The organism is Geminocystis sp. NIES-3708 (genome assembly GCF_001548095.1).
GTDB lineage: Bacteria > Cyanobacteriota > Cyanobacteriia > Cyanobacteriales > Cyanobacteriaceae > Geminocystis.
This window is the reverse complement of record NZ_AP014815.1, coordinates 923899-944893: the sequence shown is the minus strand read 5'-3', so window position 1 is coordinate 944893 and position 20995 is coordinate 923899. Positions and strand designations below refer to the sequence as shown.

The following is a 20995-nucleotide window of genomic DNA, read 5'->3' as shown; positions in this document are numbered from 1 at the left end:
TTATTAACTTGCTTTGCCGAATTGACGATCATAAACTTCATCCTCTTTACCTGTTTCTAATTTTAAATTTGAACGAGGATAAGAAACACACAATAAAGCATAACCTTCTCTTTGTAGTTCGAGAGATAACCCCATACCTTCACTTTGTTCTACTTCACCGCTAATAATTTTAGCCGCACAAGTGGTACAAACTCCAGCATTACAAGAGTTTGGTAAAACAATATTTTGTTGTTCGGCAACATCTAAGATTTTTTGATCTTCAGGTACTTGTATGGTGTAAGTTTGACCTTCGTTAATAATTTCTACTGTATAGATATTTGTCATAAATAAGTTTTTCTTTAATATTTAGTCACAAATTCCCATTATACTCAGAAGTCTATCAAATAACTAATAGTAGAAACTCAAGTCGTCAAAAAAATTTTTTAACAATAAAATTCACTTTTATCTAAAATAATTTCGCCATAACCTGGAACCCAACTAACCCATACACCTGAAGATTTTTCACATAATAATAACGCTTCTTCTTCGCTATAAATATTAGGAGATTGAGATAATTTTACCCAAGAATCACGATTATAGGTAATATGACAAACAGGATTCCAATTAGTGACGATGGATTTTTGTACTTCGGATTCTAGGTTAACGGGCATTGAGGCAAATTGAGTTACCATAGATTTATCTCACATATATTCAGTTAATATTTAAAAACCTTAAATCTCTTTTTTGATGAAAGATAAAAGGTTTTCTGTATATCATGATACAAAATTTTAAATAGATTCCTGAGAATTGTTATCAAAAATTAACATTAAATATTTGATTTATCAATAAATGATATTTGTCACATTAACATCTAGCAGATAATGAGTTGACTAAAATATTTTTTCTTTTTCCACTTGTACTTGTCTCTTGTCTTTATCTTTGTTCTGTCGAACTTATTTCAAGCTATCTTGTGATGATTGCCGACGATTTTTTTTAATTGTTTGAGAATTTGTTGAAATTGTATTGTTAAATTTTGGCACGGTGAAATGAAATTTACTGCCAAGATTTTTACCAACAGATTCTGCCCAAATTTTTCCGCCCCAATTTTTTACTATTTGCCGACAAATAGCTAACCCTAATCCAGTGCCACCAGCTGAACGTCTTAAAGCTCCTTCTTCTTGATAAAATCGGTCAAACACCTGATCTAATCTATCTGGTTCAATACCTCTACCATTATCTGATATTGTTACTTCTAAGGTATCGGTATCTCCTTCTATTTCTTGTACTTGAATAGTAATTGTTCCATTACCATCGGTAAATTTACAAGCATTATCTAATAATTTACTTAATACTTCTACTAGCCATTCTCCATCGGCTTGTACTAAAGGTAACTCATGCACTACTAAGTTTTTAATTGTTGGTATCCCACTTTGATCTTGACGAGAACGAATATGAGATAATGATAGATCAATACATTCTTCTAAGGATAAAGGTTCAGGATTCCATTCTACGGTGCCCCCTTCGAGTTGAGAAAGAGTAAGAAAATCTTGGACTAATTTACGCATTCTTTCAGCATCATGTAAGGCTGTGCTTAACATGACTTGGCGTAATTCCTCCGACATATCTGGCTCATTGGCTAAACTTTCTAAACATACCTGAATGGTTGATAAAGGAGTACGCAATTCATGGCCTGTAATAGCTACCAAGTTTGAACGAGTACGATCTAAAGCTTCTAATTGTTCGTTAAGATTCTCTAAATTAGCATAAGATTCTGCTTGAATTAAAGCAACACCAACTTGAGTAGCGATAGCATCAACTAAAGCAATATCTTCAGGTTTCCAAGTGATAGGAATAGAATCACAATGGTGTAACTCCATTATCCCTAATAATTTTCCTTGATAAAGTATTGGCACTATCAACCAAGATATGATTGAACAACTGTGGATTAACTGGGATAATTGAGACTGTTGATCTTGAATACGAGGATCAATAGTTACATCATCAATACCAATAGATTCTCTAATTTGCAATATTTCCTGAAATAAAGGATTATCTTTAAGAGGCCAAGTTTTTCCTTTAATAGATTTAATTTTTTCGCTTAAAAACTCATGATGAATTGTTGCACTAAAATCTGTTTCCTGACAACGATAAATCAAACAACGACAAACCCCTAAGCCTTCTCCTAGTTTATCTACAGCTACTTGTAATATTTCATGAGGATTGAGAGATCTTCGTATTGCTCCCGTCACAGAATTAAGTAAACGTTCTTTTTTCTCTTTCGTACTCAAAAAACGATTTGCTTTAATAAGTTTGTACTGTCCAGCTTGTAAATATGTCACTAATCTTTGTACAAAAGGATCAGGATTTATCATCGGAGAATCAAGCGTATCTAATTGTAAAGATTTGGAAGATTTTTTTCCTTGTTGACAATATAGTTTTAACTCTTGATTAATTTTCTTTTTTAATTCTGGACGATAACCAGCAATCCGCTTTAACAAAATTTCTGCCGCTTTTGCACTAATTTGGCGATCGAAAGTCCAAATACCCTCAAAGCGACGACTATTATCCATGGCAGTCTCTGAAGTACTTGTTTTTGGTAAATGAGTTTTTTCACGACAAATTAAACAATTAGCATAATTTTTAGCAATTACCACTAAATGCCATTCATGACTTAAAGCATCATCTTCTGTAAAAGCAACCTTTTCATAAACATCAGTAGTACTACTAAATTCTGTTTCTGGAGCTGCCAAAACATAAACATGGGGTGAGATTTTACCAATACGCCCATAACGATGAGCTTCTTGACGATAAAATTTTTCTTTTTGAAAACTAGCAATAATTAAAGGCTGTTCATCACTAGCTAAAACTTGATCTTCCATCGCATGAGAAAGAGCCGTTAAAGAAGATTTAAAATACATTTGAGTACAACCTTGAGGAAAGGAGTTTAATAGCTCAGTAACGACAGAATTAGGATTACTCATCGAGTATGCTTAATGTTGCTTTCAGCTTCAATTTCTGATGTGAATAAAGATCATTGATATTAACCTTTATCAGTTAGTCATAGATAATGACATAAAATTCTATCGTACATTAATTCGTCATTAGCTATCCAAAATAGATAAAATAATTAACAATTAATTTTCCTTGTTTTCTTTTTTTGGAGTGTCCGCATAAGCTGGTTTTTCGTCAATAAAGCCCATTCGCCCAGGAGGCCAAAAACGGATAGACGCACGACCAATAAATTTTTCTCGTGGGACAAATCCCCAAAAATGAGAATCATAGCTGTTATTACGGTTATCTCCCAACACTAAATACTGATCTTCAGGCACAATTACCGGTCCATAATCATATTGAGGAGCTTCTTTGATATATGCTTCTTTTAATACTTGATTGTTGACGATAACTTCTCCATGACGAACTTTGACTTCATCACCAGGTAAGCCGATAATTCTTTTAATAAAAGCATCTTTTAAGTTCTCTCTTTGTAATGCTTCTGTAGCGTTAAAAACAACTACATCGCCTCTTTGTGGTTCATGAAAACGATAACTCATTTTTTCAATAATTAAGCGATCATTTATTAGTAAAGTAGGTTCCATAGAAGACGAAGGAATATATCGAGCCTCAGCGACAAAAGTACGAATACCAAAGGATAAAACTGCCGCCAAACCAATAGTTTTTAATATTTCTACCCAAGGATTTTCTTCTTGAGTAAGAATATCTGGCGATGGTTTTTTTGGTAAATTTTCACTCATAGTTGTTTTTTTACATTAATTTCTGCTTATTTAGTTTAACTTAAACTTTTGACCTCTGAGGGTGTTCACAATTGACAATGAACAATGAACAATGAACAATGGATTAATGGTAATTAACGATGACTTGACACTGTTAGTCGTTCGATTCTTTTACTTATTATGAATTCTCTTCATTATCAATTATCTTAAATTATGTCCAGAGCAAAAATTTTACAACCTGATTTAGTTTTAGGGGATATTGTTATTCATCTTAGTCCTACCTTGATTCAAAAACATAATCTCAAAGGATTAGTGCTAGATGTTGATGAAACCCTTGTACCTTGGAATGAAAAAGAGCTATCTTCGGAATTAATGGAATGGGTTACTCTGATGCGTCAAATTACCGATTTATGGTTAGTTAGTAATAATCTTAGTCAAAATCGGATTAGCGCCATCGCCTCTAGTTTAGATTTACCCTTTATTTTTGGTGCGGCTAAACCATCTCGTCGCAAACTTCGCCAAGCAGTTGAAGCGATGAATCATCCCGTCGAACAAGTTGCGATGGTAGGCGATCGTTTATTTACTGATGTTTTAGCAGGTAATCGTTTAGGGATGTTTACCATTTTAGTTGAGCCAATGGTGGAACTTGAAAAAAGAAAATCTTTATCGATACGCAATTTTGAAGTATGGTTATCACAAAAACTAGGTGTTTCTGTTTACAAAAGTTAAGACTAAATTAACATTTTTTAATATTTTGTGATACTCATTAATAAAATCTAAAGAAAAGATTAAGAAAATAAATATAACTTAAAAAATGTGAGACTATAATTTTCAAGATAAATTGAGGTCAGCTTATATAAAGACCTTAAGCATAAATAAGTTAATATAAAACCTGGAGACATCTATAGCTGTAAAACTGCTTGAGGTGTCTCTAAATTTATAAATATGGATTGCTGAAAAAGTTTATCGGTGAGGCAATGAGTTTAAACCCATTTTTAACAAGTTTTTGAGAAAATAAAAGTCACAATTAATTTTATGCACTCCTTTAAAAGAATAAAACCATTACCCATTATCTACACTCTATACAATCAATTTTACACGAGTATTTTATAGTTAACGACGGCAAAATTTAGTAACGTGAGATAAATCAAAAACAAATTTTCGGAACTTGGTTTATAACAGAGGAGTCAAATGATATAACTTTCTATAAGGGAAATTCTATAAATCCCTGAAAGGCATCTAGTTAATTATTTATGTAAAATACAAAAACATTAACTGTAACCAAGATCAAATCTTAATAATAACTATGATTAAATCATTATTGTCAACGAAATTATCAGTTTTAAGTTTAATTGCATTATCTACCTTTTTACCCTTCAACCCAGCCAAAGCCGTTACTTTCCAAGAAACAGAAGTAAATCAAAATGAATTTATTGCGGTGGCACAACCCTACGGAGAAAATAAATATAATTTAATCGTCATTGAGCAAATAGCTGGAAAAAATAGTTGTTGGAGTGAAGGCGGTTCAAATCCTGTCAATGTGGACTTATTGTTACTTAACTTTGATTTTAGCGGTCATTGTCGTCGTAGTACTGATGCCAATGGTTATTCCATTCGTTCTGATGGTCAAGATTATGGCTTAGATATTCTGCTTAACCTAGTAGAAAAAGATGGTAATTTAATGTTAATCGGCATTAATCGCAGAGATATTAATCAACCTCCTGTGGTAGTAGGTACTGCTCAAGGTTTAAATGGGCAACCAATGAAAATACAACTAAATCCTGGATGGCGTTTTACCAAAAGAACTTATGAAGGAAAACCTTTAGGTCATGTATATTTTAGCTATGATTCTGCTACAGCAGGAAATATGATGCCTTCAATGAATACTAACAATAATCAAGAAATGAATAACTCAGTGACTTCACCAACGCAAATGCCCACGGAAGGAAAAATTCAGGAAATCGTTTCTCCAGATATCCAATCACAAAAAAATATTTTAAAACCGGAAGATATTTCCGTGATTAATAAAAAAGAGATGATTAGAGCTAATAGATCTCAACCTTCAAAATATAACTTAAGCCAAAGTGGTTTTGAAAGAATGAATAAACGTTAACCATTGACAATTAACAATTAACAACCGTCAATTGATATTTTATTTATCAAGAAAGGTAATTCTAATGTGTGTGTGCGTGAATTCTGCCTAAGACAAACGAACCTTAGTTCGATATACATTCTAAGCACCATTATTCATATAATATAAACTATCTTCATAAATTTATTTCAATAAAATATTTCAATATTCATCTTTAACAATAACTAATATTTTGATACTTTATTAAACTTTATCTTTGAAATGATATAGTATTAATTTTCTTCTGATTTAAACTATTATTTAATAACCTAAATTGTGATTTTAAATAGTCTAAATTAACAGAAAGATTACCGTAACGCCATTGTATATAACTATCGGTAATTAACACCACAATTTCTAGTTGTTCTATAGTTAAAAATTCCGTTAAAGTATGAGCATATTCTAAAGGAGTTTGAGCTGAATTTTTTATATATCCTTTATCTGCTAATAAATCTAACATTTCTTTATACAATTTTTCTATGGGATTAAGTTTAGCTAATCTCAGACGATATAGTAATTTTTGAATAAAATTCCACCCTAACCAACTAATAAAAGCAAGAATAATTAACCCTAAAAATCCTATTAAAATACCAATAAAACTTCCTGTTAAAAATTGCCAAATTTTAACTATCCAACTTGCACCTAAAAGGTTCGTTATTGTCTTCAATATATTAGAAAATAAAGCTTTTATAAAACCAGTAATAGGAGAAGGCAACCAACTAGCAACCCAATTCCATAATTGTCCTAAAACTCCAAAAGTATTGTCATCTTCAAAGGATGGTGGTATAATTTCATGACCGGGTAAAGGATCAAAATAATGCCATCCATAGTTAGGAAAGTAAACTTCCGTTAAGGCATGGGCATCGGTGTTGTGTACCACATAATAGCCTGTAAAAGGGTTAAATTGTCCACTGGCAAAACCAACAACTAAACGAGAAGGAATATCAAGTGATCGCAACATCATCGTGTAAACTGTAGCAAAGTGATCTGGATAACCTCCTTTATTTTTAAAGAATGCTAAAGTTAAGTCTTCTCCTTTTTTTAGTAAAGGAATATTAGGTTGAATTTCATAATTTTGTTTAATAGCTTGGGCTAAATATAAAGCTTTTTCATAGTTAGATTTTAATTGATTAGGAGATTTTGCTAATAATTCTTCCGCTTTTTGTTTAACTTTCTCTTTTATTTCCGAGGGGATTTCCAAGTAATATTTAGTTATCGATTCAGGATAATTATTTCCTGCTTGTTTTAAATTTGTTTGACTTCGATAGGGTACTTGTGATACGGTAGTATAAGTTAAGCCCTCAATTAATCCAGCAGGTGATCGCAAACTACCTTCAGTATCAACGGCAAGTTGTTCGGTGGGAAAATAAATAAATTGAGGATTACTCAAAACAGGAACAATATTGGGTAAATCGGAAACCACTGTGACGGTTTGAATAATTCTGCGAGTCTCACCTTTGATAAAAGGTATATTCAAATTAAACACATAATTCCAAGGATTACGATTAAGATCAATGGTTTTATCTTCTCTGGAAATTTTCCACCCAAGTCCTGTATAATGATCAAAAGCTAACACTCTCCAAAAACCTTTAGCTTGAGAACGTATTCTTAACAAAATTTTCTTTTCGAGGATATTGCCGGAAAAATTTTGATTAATAGTGGTATTAAAACCATAATAGGAATTATCCGGATTGTCTCCACTGCCACCATCACCAATTAAATCTCCGTCACCTTGACGACTACCATCACGATTATATCCAGGGCTAACAATACCTCTGTTTTTGTCACCGGGCTGAAAACTTTTTTGTAATCCATCAGGTGCTTTGACAGGAAAAGTTTGTAATTGATAACCAGGATAACGGGGCATAATAGCGAATAAAGATAGCCCAATAATGATAATGATTAAGACAAAACTAGTTAATTTTTTGACTGATAAAGGAGAATTTTGCCGCCATTGTTGTTTTTTAAGGGGATTTTTTTCCCTTTGATTTTGTTTAAATTCTGTTTCCCAAGTTTCCAACCCCATTCTGGAGCGATAATCTAATATCATGGTGGGAATAGAGATAAATAAAAACAATAATAACCAAGGTGCAAAAGCTAATGTTTGCGATAATGTAGCGGATACCCCTATCAAGATTAAACCGATAATCATGGAATAACCTAAGTCTTTTCTTCTGGGTAAATCAAAGCTGTGTAAGACTTGTAATTGTACTAAAAATTCTGCCAACACTAACCGATTATCAAATAAACTTTCTAATAAATTGCCTAAAAAGATCACTAATGTTACAATCATAGAGATCGCTAAACCAAATTTAAGACTAATATTTTTTTTCTTGCGTCTTCGCCAACTAATAACAGCACCTAAAATACTCAAAGGAATCGCCCATAAACTCATAATCGATTCACCTCTAGCGGCAACATCCGTAGAAATAATACCGATAATCACCATCGTTTGCACTAAGATTCTCAGTAAAATTGATTCTTCTGTTTTGGGGGGAGGAAAAGATTTTATTTGCTCAATAATATCTTTAATAGTCGGGCGTTGGCGTAATTCTTCCATGATAATTAATTCACGCTGGTTTTAATGGCGTTGTCTTATTTCTTGGTGTTAGAAATGTCTCGCAAAGGCTCGAAGGCGCAAAGAAAGACGCAAAGTTTGTTTGCTATTTGCTATGTTAATCGATCAAACGGTACAAAAATCAAGTTAATATTTTAATATCCCCAATCATCCTGTATTGTATTAAAAATTTTATTATTAATTTATCAAATAGAAATTATGACTAAAAATCTAATTATAGAAAAAGAAAAATTAGAGAATCCCCCCCTAGAGATGCACTATTTGGGAGATAAAGTTTTACGTCAACCAGCTAAAAGAGTCGCAAAAATAGATGATAGTATCCGACAGTTAGCCAAAGAAATGTTGCAAACAATGTATAGTGAAAATGGCATTGGTTTAGCAGCACCTCAAATCGGTATCAATAAACAAATAATTGTCATTGACACTCAACCAGATAACCAAGCAAATCCTCCCATGATTCTCATTAATCCCGAAATCAAAAGAGTCAGTAAAGATTTATGCGTTATGGAAGAAGGTTGTTTAAGTATTCCTCAAGTTTTTTTAGAAGTTACTCGCCCTCGCACTATCGAAGTTATTTATAAAGATGAATATGGAAAACAACAGAAAATTAAAACGATGGGTTTACTCTCCAGAGTAATTCAGCATGAAATGGATCATCTCAATGGAGTATTATTTGTCGATAGAGTGCAAAATAACTTTGCATTAACGGAAGAATTAAATAAAAAAGGTTTTTCCGTTTCTGCAGTAAAACCCATAATAAACAATTAACAATGTACAATTAACAATTAACAATTAATTAACGCAATAGGTAATGGTAGAAATAAATTATCTTCTATTATTCATTTCCTATTAACTATTCATTATTCATTCACTATTAACTACAAAAAAGATGACTAATCAAGGAAAAGGATTTGGTTTCGGTTTAGGTAAAATGAAAGAATTAGCCAATGCCTTTCAAAAAGCCCAACAAATTCAAGATGATGCAAAAAAACTTCAAGAAGAATTAGAAACCTTACGCATTGAAGGGCAAAGTGCTGATGGTTTAGTTGTAGTGACTGTGACTGGTAATCAAGAGCCTCAATCTGTGGAAATCAAAGATGAAGCCTTAACTAAAACTGCCACTGAATTATCTGAAATTGTAACAGAAGCCTTTAAAGATGCACACCAAAAATCTACAGAAATTATGCGGGAAAAAATGGAAGCCTTAACTGGTAATTTAGGTTTACCCGGAATGTAAAAATAAGTAATAAGTAATAAGTAATAGATAAAATAAAATAATTTTGATATGGGAAAAACTAAGTTACTTTTTGTTTGTTTAGGTAATATTTGCCGATCACCTTCTGCGGAAAATATTATGAATTATTTAATCGAAAAAGAAGGTTTGACGGATAAATTTGAGTGCGATTCTGCCGGTACATCCAAATATCATATTGGTGCATCTCCAGATACAAGAATGAGAATGGCTGCCCAAAAAAGAGGTATAGAATTAAAAGGAAAAGCTAGACAAATAGAAGATTTTGATCTAGAATATTATGACTTAATTTTAGCGATGGATAAGTCTAATTATGTTGATATTTTAGCACTTGATAGTACCAGAAAATATCGAGACAAAATCAAATTAATGTGTGATTTTACCACAAAATTTAAAGATAAAGAAGTACCTGATCCTTATTATGGGGGAGAATCTGGTTTTGACTACGTTATTGATTTATTATTAGATTCCTGTCAAGGATTGTTAGAATATTGTCAAAAAAATTAAATTAAAAACTGATAGTTAGTATAATCAGGGATAAAAAAACTAATTAATTATCTCTTCATCTTAGAATTAAACATTTCACCAATAATGCTACTTTTTTTCTTTTATTTTAAGTAAAAATTGTCCATATTTCTTAGAAAAAAATGTCAAAAAAACCATCATTTCCTTATCAACCATTATTATTAAGAATCACTCATAATTTTCAGGGATTATTTGTTATTCTGGCAATAATCACTGCTTTTTGGACTTATAATACTTATGATGGACGTTGGGGGAAAATATTTCTTCCTGATTGGCAAGAAATCGAAGGAATTCATGGTACTTTTGGCTTATTCTCTTTATTAATATTTCCTTTTTTTGTGATTTATGTCATTCATCGAGGAGAAAAAAAACTAATTCAATCGAATAGTTTCAATCAACTAAAATTAATCAATAAACCGATATGGTGGTACACTCTTCATCGCTATATCAATACTTCTATTATTTTTGTGTTAACTTTTGCTTTATTTACTGGCAAAATGATGGATGAAGAATGGCTACCGAGAGGAGAATTAAATCATATTTGGTACACTTTACATTTAATATCATGGTTGATAATCGTTTTTAATATCGCCTTACATATTCTCATGAGTGTCAAAATAGGAGGTTATCCCTTAATTTTATCGATGATAATGAATTATAGTGCGAGTGACAAAGATACTTTATTTTTTTTGAATTATAGTAAGATTCACAATGATAATTCTACTTCTATGGAACACGAAGCGAGTCACAATCATGTTATAAAATTACTGACGGAAAATCTAACGAAAAACTGGGGAAAAATCATCAGGGAAGAATGGCAAAAATTACCGACTCATTTTAAACTATTAGAAATTTTTCTTTTACTGATAATTATTAGTGCGTGGTTAATTTCTGCTTTTAAATAATTTGCCTTATCCATATCAATAAATATCTAGCAAAAAAAGAAATTGAAAATCAATTCTTATTTATAAATAATTAATTATTATCACTATTGCCTATTAGCTGACTTCCCAAAAGTTGTTTAATTAATTATTTTTCATTAAAACTAAAGGCAAAAAAAGCCAAGCATCCCCAACCAAGAATAAAGGCAACTCCCCCTAAAGGAGTAATTGCACCTAACCATTTAATTTCTGTGAAGCTCAAAAGATATAAACTACCAGAAAATAAAATAATTCCGATTATAAAAGCAAAACCAGCCGTATTTAACCAAATCGAAGATATTTCCTGACTTTTCATTAAAATAGCGACAAGAAACAAACCTAGACTATGATACATTTGATATTTAATGCCAGTTTCCCAAATCGATAAAGCATAATCTGTTAAAATATTCTTTAAACTATGGGAGGCAAAAGCACCACCAATAACAGCTAAACCAGCTAAAATTGACGCAATGGCTAAAAATAAGTTATTCATCGACATAAAATCACCATAAATAGGTTAATTTGAGAAAAAATATTAATTGTTTTGAGTTATTTAGATAAATTATTGCATCCCTTAACAGATTTTGTCTCATCGGCAGACATAGAAGAAAAAGAGATTATTACCTATTATTATCAAGGAATTTGCCCTAAAACAGAAGTTAACCTGAAATTACCTCGCACAATTTTAGCAGAAAAAATTGCTTTAAGTTTATGTCGTCAATTAAAAGAAGCGAACTTTTCTACTGTCAAAGGAAAAATGCTAGGAATTTTGATAGTCAAAAATAGTCAAGAAAAACTAGGAGTAATCAAAGCCTTTTCGGGATTATTAAACGGTAAAAAAGAAGTTAACGGTTGGGTATCACAAATTTCTAGTAACTCTGTTATTGCCTTAGCAGAAAATTTTACCCTTAAACAATTAGATGAAATTAAAAATGAAATACTTGCCCTTGAAAATCTCATTATTAGGGAAGAATATAAGCAACTGAAAATAGAATACGAAAATCAATGGCGGGAATTAAAAGCTATTCATCATCAAAGAAAAGAAATTAGAGATAAGAAACGAATTTTATATACTGATACTTTTAATAATTCATATCTTGTAATAGCTATAGCCTCAATATTTTTATTAACATTCTCACTCAATAATAATCAAACAAGATTTTCTTATGGATTACTATTAGAATTTGATATTAATAAAAAACTTTATAATTTACAGCAAGAAAGTCGGAAAGATGATTGGCAAAGACGAAATTTAAAACATCAATGGCAAGAAAAAATAAAACCCTTAGAAGAGGTAATTAATCAAGCTAATCTTAAAATTAAACAACTAAAACAACAACGAAAAGAATTATCAAAACAATTACAGGCACAAATGCAAACTGCTTATACAATTACCAATTTCATGGGTGATAGTTTAAGTATCGGTAAATTATTAGATAAAACATTTATTCCTACTGGTACGGGAGACTGTTGCACTCCTAAATTACTTCACTATGCGGCAACGAATAATCTACAACCCCTTGCTATGGCTGAAGTTTGGTGGGGGGAAAACTCTCCCAATGGCGAAAAAATTGAAGGTTATTTCTACCCTGCTTGTGAAGAAAGATGTCAACCATTAATGGGTTTTCTGTTATCTGGTTTGCCTAGGGTTGAAGCTATTGATACTCAAGAATCTATTCCCATTATTTATGAAGATGAGTGGTTATTAGTGGTAAATAAACCCAGTGGTTTGCTATCAGTGTCAGGTAGAGGAAGCAAAAATTTTGACAGTGTTCTTATTCGTTTTAAACAGATTTTTAGGGATAATCGTAATTATGATATTACCACAGTACATAGATTAGATCAAGATACTTCAGGCATATTAATTTTGGCAAAAACTAAAGAAAGTTATCTCCATTTATCTCAACAATTTGCTCAAAGACAGGTTAAAAAAGTTTATGAAGCAGTAACAGATGGTCTAATTTCTTCATCACAGGGCATAATTAACTTGCCTTTATGGTCAAATCCTTTAACACGACCAAGACAAGAGGTAAATTATGACGATGGAAAACCGAGCGTTACTCATTTTCAAGTGATGGGGATAGAAAACGAAGAAACACGATTACAGTTAAAGCCTATCACGGGTAGAACTCATCAGCTAAGAGTCCATTGTGCCGAAGGTTTAGGCGTAGCTATCAAAGGCGATCACTTTTATGGAAAATCTAAGGATAATAGTTTAAGATTGCATCTTCATGCCCGTGAAATTAAATTTATCCATCCTCAACAACAAAAAATGATACATTTACAAGCACCAACTCCTTTTTAAAATTAACTTAAACCATTTATTTAGCTATGAAAATTATTCTTTATGGTAAGCCTGAATGCCATTTATGCGAAGGATTAGAAGAAAAATTAAGGGCTATTACTGAGATTGAGTTAGAAATTGAAATTAGGGATATTAATACTAATAAGCAATGGTGGGAAATGTATCAATACGAAATTCCAGTAATGTTTTTGGCAACGGAAGAAGGAGAAAAATTAATCCCTCGCCCCTCTCCTCGAATTTCAGTGATACAATTGACAAAAATTTTACAAAAACTTTGATAATTAACAATTAGCAATTAACAATAGGTAATGGTAAATTTCCAATGACAAATAACAAATGATAATTAACAATTAAAAACCTTAAATCAAAAATCTCTCTAACCCCATTGTCAAAAAGTTGCCAAAAATAAGAACTATTAAACTATAAATTGAGGAGTGAATTTTATGAAATTAAGTCAATTATTATCAAATTTAGCTCATATTAGCTATATTCCTGAACATCCTAACCTAAAAGCAGAAATAAAAGGTATAACTACCAATTCCCATGCTTCCACTCAGGGTGATGTTTTTATCGGGATGCCTGGCACAAGGGTTGATGGTGGTGAATTTTGGCAAAGTGCTTTACGAGAAGGGGCGATCGCCGCTATAATCAGTCCTGAAGTAGCTAGTAAAATTCCTCCAAATCCTGAAGATTGCGTTATTATTAGCGGTAATATTGTTAGTCTTTGTGCTGATATTGCCAGTAAATTTTATGGCTATCCCACTCAACAGTTAAACATGATAGGGGTTACAGGCACAAATGGTAAAACTACTACCACTCATTTAATTGAATTTTTCCTTCATCAAGCTCAAAAATCTACTGCTTTATTCGGCACTTTATACGCCCGTTGGCAGGGTTATCAAAAAATAGCAACTCATACAACCCCTTTTGCCATTGATTTACAGGCACAACTAGCTGAAGCGGTAAAGGCAGGAAATAATTATGCAGTTATGGAAGTAAGCTCTCATGCTTTAGCCCAAAAAAGAATTAGAGGGTGTAATTTTGATGTGGCTGTCTTCACCAATTTAACCCAAGATCATCTTGATTATCACAAAGACATGGATGATTATTTTTCCGCTAAGGCATTACTCTTTAGCCCTGAATATTTACACGGGAAAGCGATTATTAACTATGATGACTTTTATGGTCAAAAATTAATAAATAACCTTAATGCTGGACAAATTTGGAGCTATAGCGTTAATAATAATCAAGCTGATCTATATACCAGCAATTTGACTTATAAAGCTACAGGGGTAAGTGGCTTATTACACACACCTCAAGGCAACATAGAATTTTCTTCTCCTTTGGTGGGACAATTTAATTTATCTAACCTCTTAGCCAGTGTTGGAGCGGTTTTACAATTAGGAGTAAGTTTAGATATTATTGCTCAAAGTCTTCCTCATTTTAATGGTGTGCCAGGGCGTATGGAAAGAGTCACCGTCAGTGATATTCAAGATATAAATGTAATCGTTGACTATGCTCACACTCCTGATAGTTTAGAAAATTTACTTAAAGCTGCCCGTCCATTTATTGCTGGTAAGATGATTTGTGTCTTTGGATGTGGAGGGGATCGAGATCGCACAAAACGTCCTATCATGGGTAAAATAGCGGCAAATCTAGCAGATTTTGTAGTCATTACCTCCGATAATCCTCGCACGGAAAACCCAGAACAAATTTTGCAAGATATTCTCATGGGTATTCCTAATCATATTAAACCCATTGTCGAAGGAGATCGAGCTTTAGCCATCAAAATAGCTATCGAAATGGCAAACAGTGGAGATGGTGTCTTGATTGCAGGGAAAGGTCATGAAGACTACCAAATTTTGGGTACGGAAAAAATCCACTTTGATGATAGAGAAGAAGCTAAAAAAGTTTTAGAATCAATTAATAATTAATAATTAACAATTAACAATTAACAATTTATAAATTAAAATTTAAAGTGGACTATTAATAATATAAAAAATGAGAATATTAGTAACTGGTGCTGTAGGATTTGTTGGGTTTTATTTAAGTAAAAAACTCTTATCTCTAGGCTATGAAGTTATTGGTTTAGATAACATTAATGACTATTATGATGTATCTTTAAAAATAGCTAGATTAAATGAAATTAAAGAAGAAAAAAATTTTACATTTCATAAATTAGATTTAGTCCAGAGAAGTAATCTTGAACAACTTTTTGCTGAAAATAATTTTGATATAGTTGTCAATCTTGCCGCTCAAGCTGGGGTTAGATATTCATTAGAAAATCCTCATGCCTATGTTGATAGTAACCTTGTCGGTTTTGTTAATATTTTAGAGTGTTGTCGCCATTACAATATTAAACATTTAGTTTTTGCTTCTTCAAGCTCTGTTTATGGCTTTAATACAAAAATACCTTTTTCTACCTCTGATAATGTTGATTATCCCGTAAGTCTTTATGCCGCCACAAAAAAAGCTAATGAATTAATGGCTTATACTTACAGTCACTTATATAATTTACCCTGTACAGGTTTACGTTTTTTTACGGTGTATGGTCCTTGGGGAAGACCTGATATGGCTTATTTTTTGTTCACAAAAGCAATTTTGGATAAAAAACCCATAAAAGTATTTAACTATGGCAAAATGCAACGGGATTTTACTTATATTGATGATATTGTAGAGGGGGTGGTAAGGGTTATAAATAACATTCCTAACACTATTGATGTTATCAAATCAGATACACATTCAGATCTGAGTATTCATAATGCTCCTTATAAGATTTATAATATTGGCAATAATCAACCAGTAGAGTTACTTAAATTTATTGAAACTATTGAAGATTGCTTGGGAATCAAAGCAGAAAAGAATTTATTACCAATACAACCGGGTGACGTTCCTGTTACCTATGCTGATGTAGATGATTTAATTAGAGATGTAGGTTTTAAACCTAGTACACCTATTGAAGTGGGGATTCAAAAATTTGTTAATTGGTATCAAGATTATTATAGAATTTAACGATTAAATTTTGATATTTATTTTAGATAGAAATATTATTTTTAGGGCGAATATTATATTTTAAGATAATACAATTCGCCTCTGAAATATTTTAAGCTAAAATTTTAGGCACTCGGAAAAAATCTTCTTCTCTTTCGGGTGCACTATTCAATAAACCTTCTCGATCATTATAAGTAATTTGCTCATCTTTTCTAGTGATATTACTAACATCAATAGCTCTGGTAGTGGGCAAGACATTTTCTGTATCTAGCTCTTTGAGTTGTTCAAAATAATCGAAAATAGCATTTAATTGTGTACCAAATTCTCCTTCTTCTGCAGAATTAATTTCTAATCGTGCCAGATTAGCAACTTTTTTAACTTCTTCTTTACTAAGACTCATATTTTTGTTATTTGATGGCTTTATTTCATTTTAATATAACAAAGTCATTCATTCTTGCTTGGGTTATATAACAAGTTTATGATTGATTTATATTATCTTTTATTATTACAATGAAAATTTTAATTTTATCTACTTCTGTAGGTGCTTTAAGTTCAGGTATTGGGGGTGGTGTAGAATTAACTATCTATAATCTGATTCAAGAAATGCAACGACGTAATCATATCGTTAAAGTAATTGCACCTAAAGGCTCAAAAATTAGCCATGCTAACATAATTGAGATAGAAGGTAATTTACATATTCCAGCCCAAACTCAAACCCGTGATATTCCCATAACGATGCCTAAAAATTCGGTGTTGGCAAATATGTGGGAATATGCTCGACAAATACAATCAGATTATGACGTTTTAGTCAACTTTGCTTTTGATTGGCTACCTTTTTATCTTACTCCTTTTTTTAAAACTGCTATCGCTCACTTTATTAGTATGGGCTCGTTATCTGATAGTTTAGATCAAATTATGGAAAAAATTGCCCGAAAATATCCACAAAACGTTGCCGTTTATACCCAATCTCAAGCAAATACTTTTCCGTTTGCCCAATTTTGTCAAATTTTGGGCAGTGGCATTGATTTATCGTTATACCAATTTAAAGAAAAAGCTGAGAAAAAATTAGCATGGTTAGGTAGAATTGCACCCGAAAAAGCTTTAGAAGATGCCGTTAAAGCCTCAGAAATAACTCAAATACCTTTACTAATTTTCGGTAAAATTCAAGACGAAAACTATTGGCAAAATATTCTTCAAGAATATCCTAAAGCACCGATAGAATATAAAGGTTTTTTATCTACCATTGATTTACAAAAAGAATTAGGTAATTGTCAAGCTTTATTAATGACACCTCGTTGGATAGAAGCTTTTGGTAACGTTGCCATTGAAGCCTTAGCTTGTGGTGTTCCTGTTATTAGTTATGCTAGAGGAGGTCCTGCCGAAATTATCATTGATGGTAAGACAGGTTTTTTAGTGACTCCTGATAGTATTGATGGATTAGTTGGGGCTATTCATCGCATCCCTGAAATTAACCGTTATGATTGTAAGCAATGTGCGGAAGAAATTTACTCCTTAACAGCATGGGGTAATAATTTTGAAAATTGGTTAAAAACGATAGTAAATAATTAATAATTAATTATTAGTAGTTGACAGTTGATAGTTGATAATTGATAGTTGATAATTGATGATTCATTACTAATTATTTGATAAAAATTAAGATAAAACTATGGCTTATTTTTGGTATAAAGCATTTCACCTTATCGGTATTGTGGTTTGGTTTGCAGGATTATTTTATCTAGTGAGATTATTTGTTTATCATGCTGAAGCATATGAAAAACCAGAACCAGCACAAAGTATTTTAAAACAACAATATGAGTTGATGGAAAAACGTCTGTATAACATTATTACTACTCCGGGGATGATTGTCACCGTATCAATGGCAGTCGGATTAATAAGTACTGAGCCAGAAGTGTTAAAATCTGGATGGTTACATATCAAATTTTTATTTGTAGGCTTGTTGTTGATTTATCATTTTTGGTGTGGCAGAATCATCAAACAACTAGAAAAAGGTGAAAATTCGTGGAGTGGACAAAAATTCCGAGCCTTAAATGAAGCCCCTACTATCTTATTATTAGTTATCGTGCTATTAGCCGTCTTTAAAAATAGTTTACCTTTAGATATTACTACTTGGTTAATTGTAGGCTTAGTGATTTTAATGGCAGTAAGTATTCAACTATATGCAAAAAAACGTCGTCAAAATGAAGAAAAACTAAATTTTAATAATTAATAATTAATAATTAACAATTAATAACTATAAACCAACTTCTTTTTTTTCCTTTCAAAAAATAAATTTTGAGCTAGAATGACAACGTATTAAATGAACAGTTATTAAATTATGTTTAAGTCTTTTGTTATCTCTTCTTTAATTTTAGCCACCGCTAATTTAACTATTATGCCAACTATTGTTCAAGCTCAAAACCCACCTGCTGAAACTTTTCAACCCGGATTTTGGCAACCAATTGCTAGAGTCGATATAACTAAACCAATCACTCTAAAAATTATCAATGATAGTGGTATCTCATTAGATTATGCCTTGACAGATTCCACATTAGAGCCTTCATCAATTCCTATAGATGCTACCGAAACCCTCAAAAATTTTCAACCCCCTTCTTATATCGTTATCTATCCAGATATAAAAAATCCTGACGCTTCCAGAATCAATCTCAAGTATTCAGTTAACGTTACTTCAGATAACACGATTGAGTTGAGAGTTACCCAAATAGATAGCATTAGTCAAGGAAATCGTACTTTTAATTTACAAAAAACAGGTGCTATTTTTGTTTTTTAAATCAGTTTTTGAACAGAAATAAATAATAATAAATTTTATTAAAAATTATCAATATGAGTACTGAAATATTGCAAATGGGGAATCCTATTTTAAGAAAAATAGCTACCGAAGTCACAGCAATTCATAGTGCAAAAATACAGACTCTTATTGACGAATTAATTCTCATCACACAACAATCTCATGGAGTCGGCATCGCTGCACCTCAAATTGGTATATCTAGTCGAGTTATTGTCGTTGCTTCTCATCCTAATATTCGTTATCCTGATGCCCCTTTTATGTCACCTATGGCGATGATTAATCCACGTATTATTAGCCATTCCCAAGAAATTGTCATAGCATCAGAAGGTTGTCTTAGTGTTAAAGAAAAACGGGGTGAGATTCCTCGCTATCAAAATATTGTGGTAGAATATATCACCCGTGATGGTAATGTTCAACGACAAGAATATCATAATTTTATTGCTAGAATTATTCAACATGAATTAGATCATCTTAACGGCATTCTTTTTGTAGATCATTTACAAGATGAGTTTATCATTAATAATCAATAATAATTCTCTATTTTTACTAACAATTAAGTAAAACTTTGATTTATTTCCTATTGCTAATTGACCAATTATTTTAACTGTAAGTTATTGAATGATGTTATTTAAAAATAAAATTTCTGTGATTTTTTTATGTTTTTTATTGATTAGTTGTCAAGGAAATAAGCCTTCAGAAAAAACAGAAAATTCTAATTTTAAAAGGGAAATAGAACAAGGTTTAGTCTTATATAATGCAACTTTAGAACAATCAAATTCTGATGGTCAAATTTTATGGCGTTTAAGTACGAAAAAAGCGACTTATACCCAAGATAAAAAAAGTGCTATTTTAGAAAATTTAACAGGTAATTTATTTGATAAGGGTAAAATTATCTTACAAGTAAGTGCGAAAAAAGGAGAGATAAAAAATGATGGAAAAGAGATTTATTTATCAGGCGAAATTATCGCTTTTGATACTAGAAATAAAGCTGAATTTAAAGGGCAAGAGTTGATGTGGAAACCTGAAGAACATTTTATGATAATGGCTGGAGATAAAGGAATAAAAGCTAATCATACTAAGTTAATAGCTAGTGCAAAAGAAGCGAAATATAATACTAAAGATCAAATTGTAGAATTATCTAAAAATATTATTGCTAATACTAAAAATCCACCGTTACAACTTAAAACTGAGCATTTATATTGGAAAATACCAGAAAATAAAATTATTGGCAATAATTTATTAGAAATGGTACGTTATGAAGATAAATTCGTTACTGATAAACTCAAAACTAATCAAGTAGAAGTGGATTTGAATACTAATATTGCTATTCTCAATGGAAATATTGAGTATCAATCTTTAAAACCTCCTTTACAAGGCGCAACTACCAGAATTATTTGGAATTATGGCGATCGCACAATGGAATCTAATCAAGCAACAAGGTTATTTCAACCAGAAGATGATGTGACTTTAACAGCAAATATTGTTAAATTTAATTTAGAGGAAAATCAAGTTTATTTACATGAAGGAATTTATGGACAAGCGGTAAAAAATGAAGTAGAAATTTATGCGGATAATTTAGTCTGGAATTTAGATAATAAAGAAATAAATGCCGAGGGCAATGTTTATTATAAACAAATAAATCCAGACTTTAATTTGAAAGGAATTAAAGCTATTGGTAAGTTACAAGATAAAAGTATGAAAGTGGAAGGAAACCAAGAAAATCCTGTTACTACCTTAATTTATCCTAAAGAACAATAAGATAAATTTCTTTTTATAT

At 31.5% G+C, this 20995-nt stretch carries 22 protein-coding genes; 15 read left to right on the top strand and 7 right to left on the bottom strand.

Features of this window, described 5'->3' with window-relative positions; all coding sequences use genetic code 11:
• Positions 1–3 precede the first annotated feature (3 nt).
• The 4 genes from GM3708_RS04140 to lepB all read right to left on the bottom strand — a co-directional run bounded on the left by GM3708_RS04140 (position 4) and on the right by lepB (position 3731).
• Positions 4–324, bottom strand: coding sequence for a 2Fe-2S iron-sulfur cluster-binding protein (locus GM3708_RS04140; RefSeq protein ID WP_066344355.1), 321 nt, complete (start codon positions 322–324; stop codon positions 4–6).
• A 98-nt stretch (positions 325–422) separates the two neighbouring features.
• Positions 423–671, bottom strand: a complete 249-nt coding sequence (locus GM3708_RS04135) for a hypothetical protein (RefSeq protein WP_071827578.1) — start codon at positions 669–671, stop codon at positions 423–425.
• Positions 672–932: 261 nt separating this feature from the next.
• Complete coding sequence (locus tag GM3708_RS04130; RefSeq protein ID WP_066344352.1) at positions 933–2960, bottom strand: DICT sensory domain-containing protein; 2028 nt, start codon at positions 2958–2960, stop codon at positions 933–935.
• Between the two features lie 153 nt (positions 2961–3113).
• Positions 3114–3731 (bottom strand): signal peptidase I, encoded by a 618-nt coding sequence (gene lepB / locus GM3708_RS04125; RefSeq protein WP_066344349.1) that lies wholly within the window; start codon positions 3729–3731, stop codon positions 3114–3116.
• Between the two features lie 192 nt (positions 3732–3923).
• Here lepB and GM3708_RS04120 point away from each other — a divergent pair, with 192 nt between their 5' ends.
• Complete coding sequence (locus GM3708_RS04120) at positions 3924–4439, top strand: YqeG family HAD IIIA-type phosphatase (protein WP_066344348.1); 516 nt, start codon at positions 3924–3926, stop codon at positions 4437–4439.
• Between the two features lie 577 nt (positions 4440–5016).
• Positions 5017–5823, top strand: a complete 807-nt coding sequence (locus tag GM3708_RS04115; RefSeq protein WP_066344347.1) for a DUF3747 domain-containing protein — start codon at positions 5017–5019, stop codon at positions 5821–5823.
• 229 nt (positions 5824–6052) lie between these two features.
• Here the strand turns inward: GM3708_RS04115 and GM3708_RS04110 are convergent, their stop codons facing one another.
• Entirely contained in the window at positions 6053–8401 is a 2349-nt protein-coding gene (locus GM3708_RS04110) for a DUF3488 and DUF4129 domain-containing transglutaminase family protein (protein WP_066344345.1), read from the bottom strand.
• Between the two features lie 216 nt (positions 8402–8617).
• Here GM3708_RS04110 and def (GM3708_RS04105) point away from each other — a divergent pair, with 216 nt between their 5' ends.
• The 4 genes from def (GM3708_RS04105) (at position 8618) to GM3708_RS04090 (ending at position 11101) form a co-directional block, all read left to right on the top strand.
• Positions 8618–9187, top strand: coding sequence for a peptide deformylase (def, locus tag GM3708_RS04105; protein WP_066344344.1), 570 nt, complete (start codon positions 8618–8620; stop codon positions 9185–9187).
• 121 nt (positions 9188–9308) lie between these two features.
• Complete coding sequence (locus GM3708_RS04100) at positions 9309–9656, top strand: YbaB/EbfC family nucleoid-associated protein (protein ID WP_066344342.1); 348 nt, start codon at positions 9309–9311, stop codon at positions 9654–9656.
• Positions 9657–9704: 48 nt separating this feature from the next.
• Positions 9705–10178, top strand: a complete 474-nt coding sequence (locus tag GM3708_RS04095; protein WP_066344341.1) for a low molecular weight protein-tyrosine-phosphatase — start codon at positions 9705–9707, stop codon at positions 10176–10178.
• A 140-nt stretch (positions 10179–10318) separates the two neighbouring features.
• Positions 10319–11101 (top strand): cytochrome b/b6 domain-containing protein, encoded by a 783-nt coding sequence (locus GM3708_RS04090; RefSeq protein WP_066344340.1) that lies wholly within the window; start codon positions 10319–10321, stop codon positions 11099–11101.
• Between the two features lie 124 nt (positions 11102–11225).
• Here the strand turns inward: GM3708_RS04090 and GM3708_RS04085 are convergent, their stop codons facing one another.
• Positions 11226–11609, bottom strand: a complete 384-nt coding sequence (locus GM3708_RS04085; protein WP_066344339.1) for a DUF423 domain-containing protein — start codon at positions 11607–11609, stop codon at positions 11226–11228.
• A 51-nt stretch (positions 11610–11660) separates the two neighbouring features.
• Between GM3708_RS04085 and GM3708_RS04080 the strand changes: the two genes are divergently transcribed.
• The 4 genes from GM3708_RS04080 to GM3708_RS04065 all read left to right on the top strand — a co-directional run bounded on the left by GM3708_RS04080 (position 11661) and on the right by GM3708_RS04065 (position 16433).
• On the top strand, positions 11661–13421 hold the full coding sequence (locus tag GM3708_RS04080; RefSeq protein WP_066344334.1) for a pseudouridine synthase: 1761 nt from the start codon (positions 11661–11663) through the stop codon (positions 13419–13421).
• A gap of 26 nt (positions 13422–13447) precedes the next feature.
• Entirely contained in the window at positions 13448–13699 is a 252-nt protein-coding gene (locus tag GM3708_RS04075) for a glutaredoxin family protein (protein ID WP_066344332.1), read from the top strand.
• Positions 13700–13864: 165 nt separating this feature from the next.
• Positions 13865–15355, top strand: coding sequence for a UDP-N-acetylmuramoyl-L-alanyl-D-glutamate--2,6-diaminopimelate ligase (locus tag GM3708_RS04070; protein ID WP_066344331.1), 1491 nt, complete (start codon positions 13865–13867; stop codon positions 15353–15355).
• 67 nt (positions 15356–15422) lie between these two features.
• Positions 15423–16433, top strand: a complete 1011-nt coding sequence (locus GM3708_RS04065) for an NAD-dependent epimerase (protein WP_066344329.1) — start codon at positions 15423–15425, stop codon at positions 16431–16433.
• Between the two features lie 91 nt (positions 16434–16524).
• Here the strand turns inward: GM3708_RS04065 and gatC are convergent, their stop codons facing one another.
• Positions 16525–16812 (bottom strand): Asp-tRNA(Asn)/Glu-tRNA(Gln) amidotransferase subunit GatC, encoded by a 288-nt coding sequence (gene gatC, locus GM3708_RS04060; RefSeq protein ID WP_066344327.1) that lies wholly within the window; start codon positions 16810–16812, stop codon positions 16525–16527.
• Positions 16813–16922: 110 nt separating this feature from the next.
• Here gatC and GM3708_RS04055 point away from each other — a divergent pair, with 110 nt between their 5' ends.
• The 5 genes from GM3708_RS04055 to lptC all read left to right on the top strand — a co-directional run bounded on the left by GM3708_RS04055 (position 16923) and on the right by lptC (position 20976).
• The gene (locus tag GM3708_RS04055) at positions 16923–17981 is read left to right on the top strand and encodes a glycosyltransferase family 4 protein (RefSeq protein WP_066344325.1); all 1059 of its coding nucleotides are present in this window, start codon (positions 16923–16925) and stop codon (positions 17979–17981) included.
• Positions 17982–18078: 97 nt separating this feature from the next.
• Entirely contained in the window at positions 18079–18639 is a 561-nt protein-coding gene (gene hemJ, locus GM3708_RS04050) for a protoporphyrinogen oxidase HemJ (protein WP_066344323.1), read from the top strand.
• A gap of 108 nt (positions 18640–18747) precedes the next feature.
• Positions 18748–19200 carry a hypothetical protein gene (locus GM3708_RS04045; protein WP_066344320.1) on the top strand — a complete coding sequence of 151 codons (453 nt, stop codon included), beginning with the start codon at positions 18748–18750 and terminating at the stop codon, positions 19198–19200.
• 53 nt (positions 19201–19253) lie between these two features.
• A complete protein-coding gene (def, locus tag GM3708_RS04040; protein ID WP_173644991.1) occupies positions 19254–19748 on the top strand; it encodes a peptide deformylase in 495 nt (164 codons plus the stop codon).
• Positions 19749–19836: 88 nt separating this feature from the next.
• A complete protein-coding gene (lptC, locus tag GM3708_RS04035; RefSeq protein ID WP_231933066.1) occupies positions 19837–20976 on the top strand; it encodes an LPS export ABC transporter periplasmic protein LptC in 1140 nt (379 codons plus the stop codon).
• Positions 20977–20995: the final 19 nt, after the last annotated feature.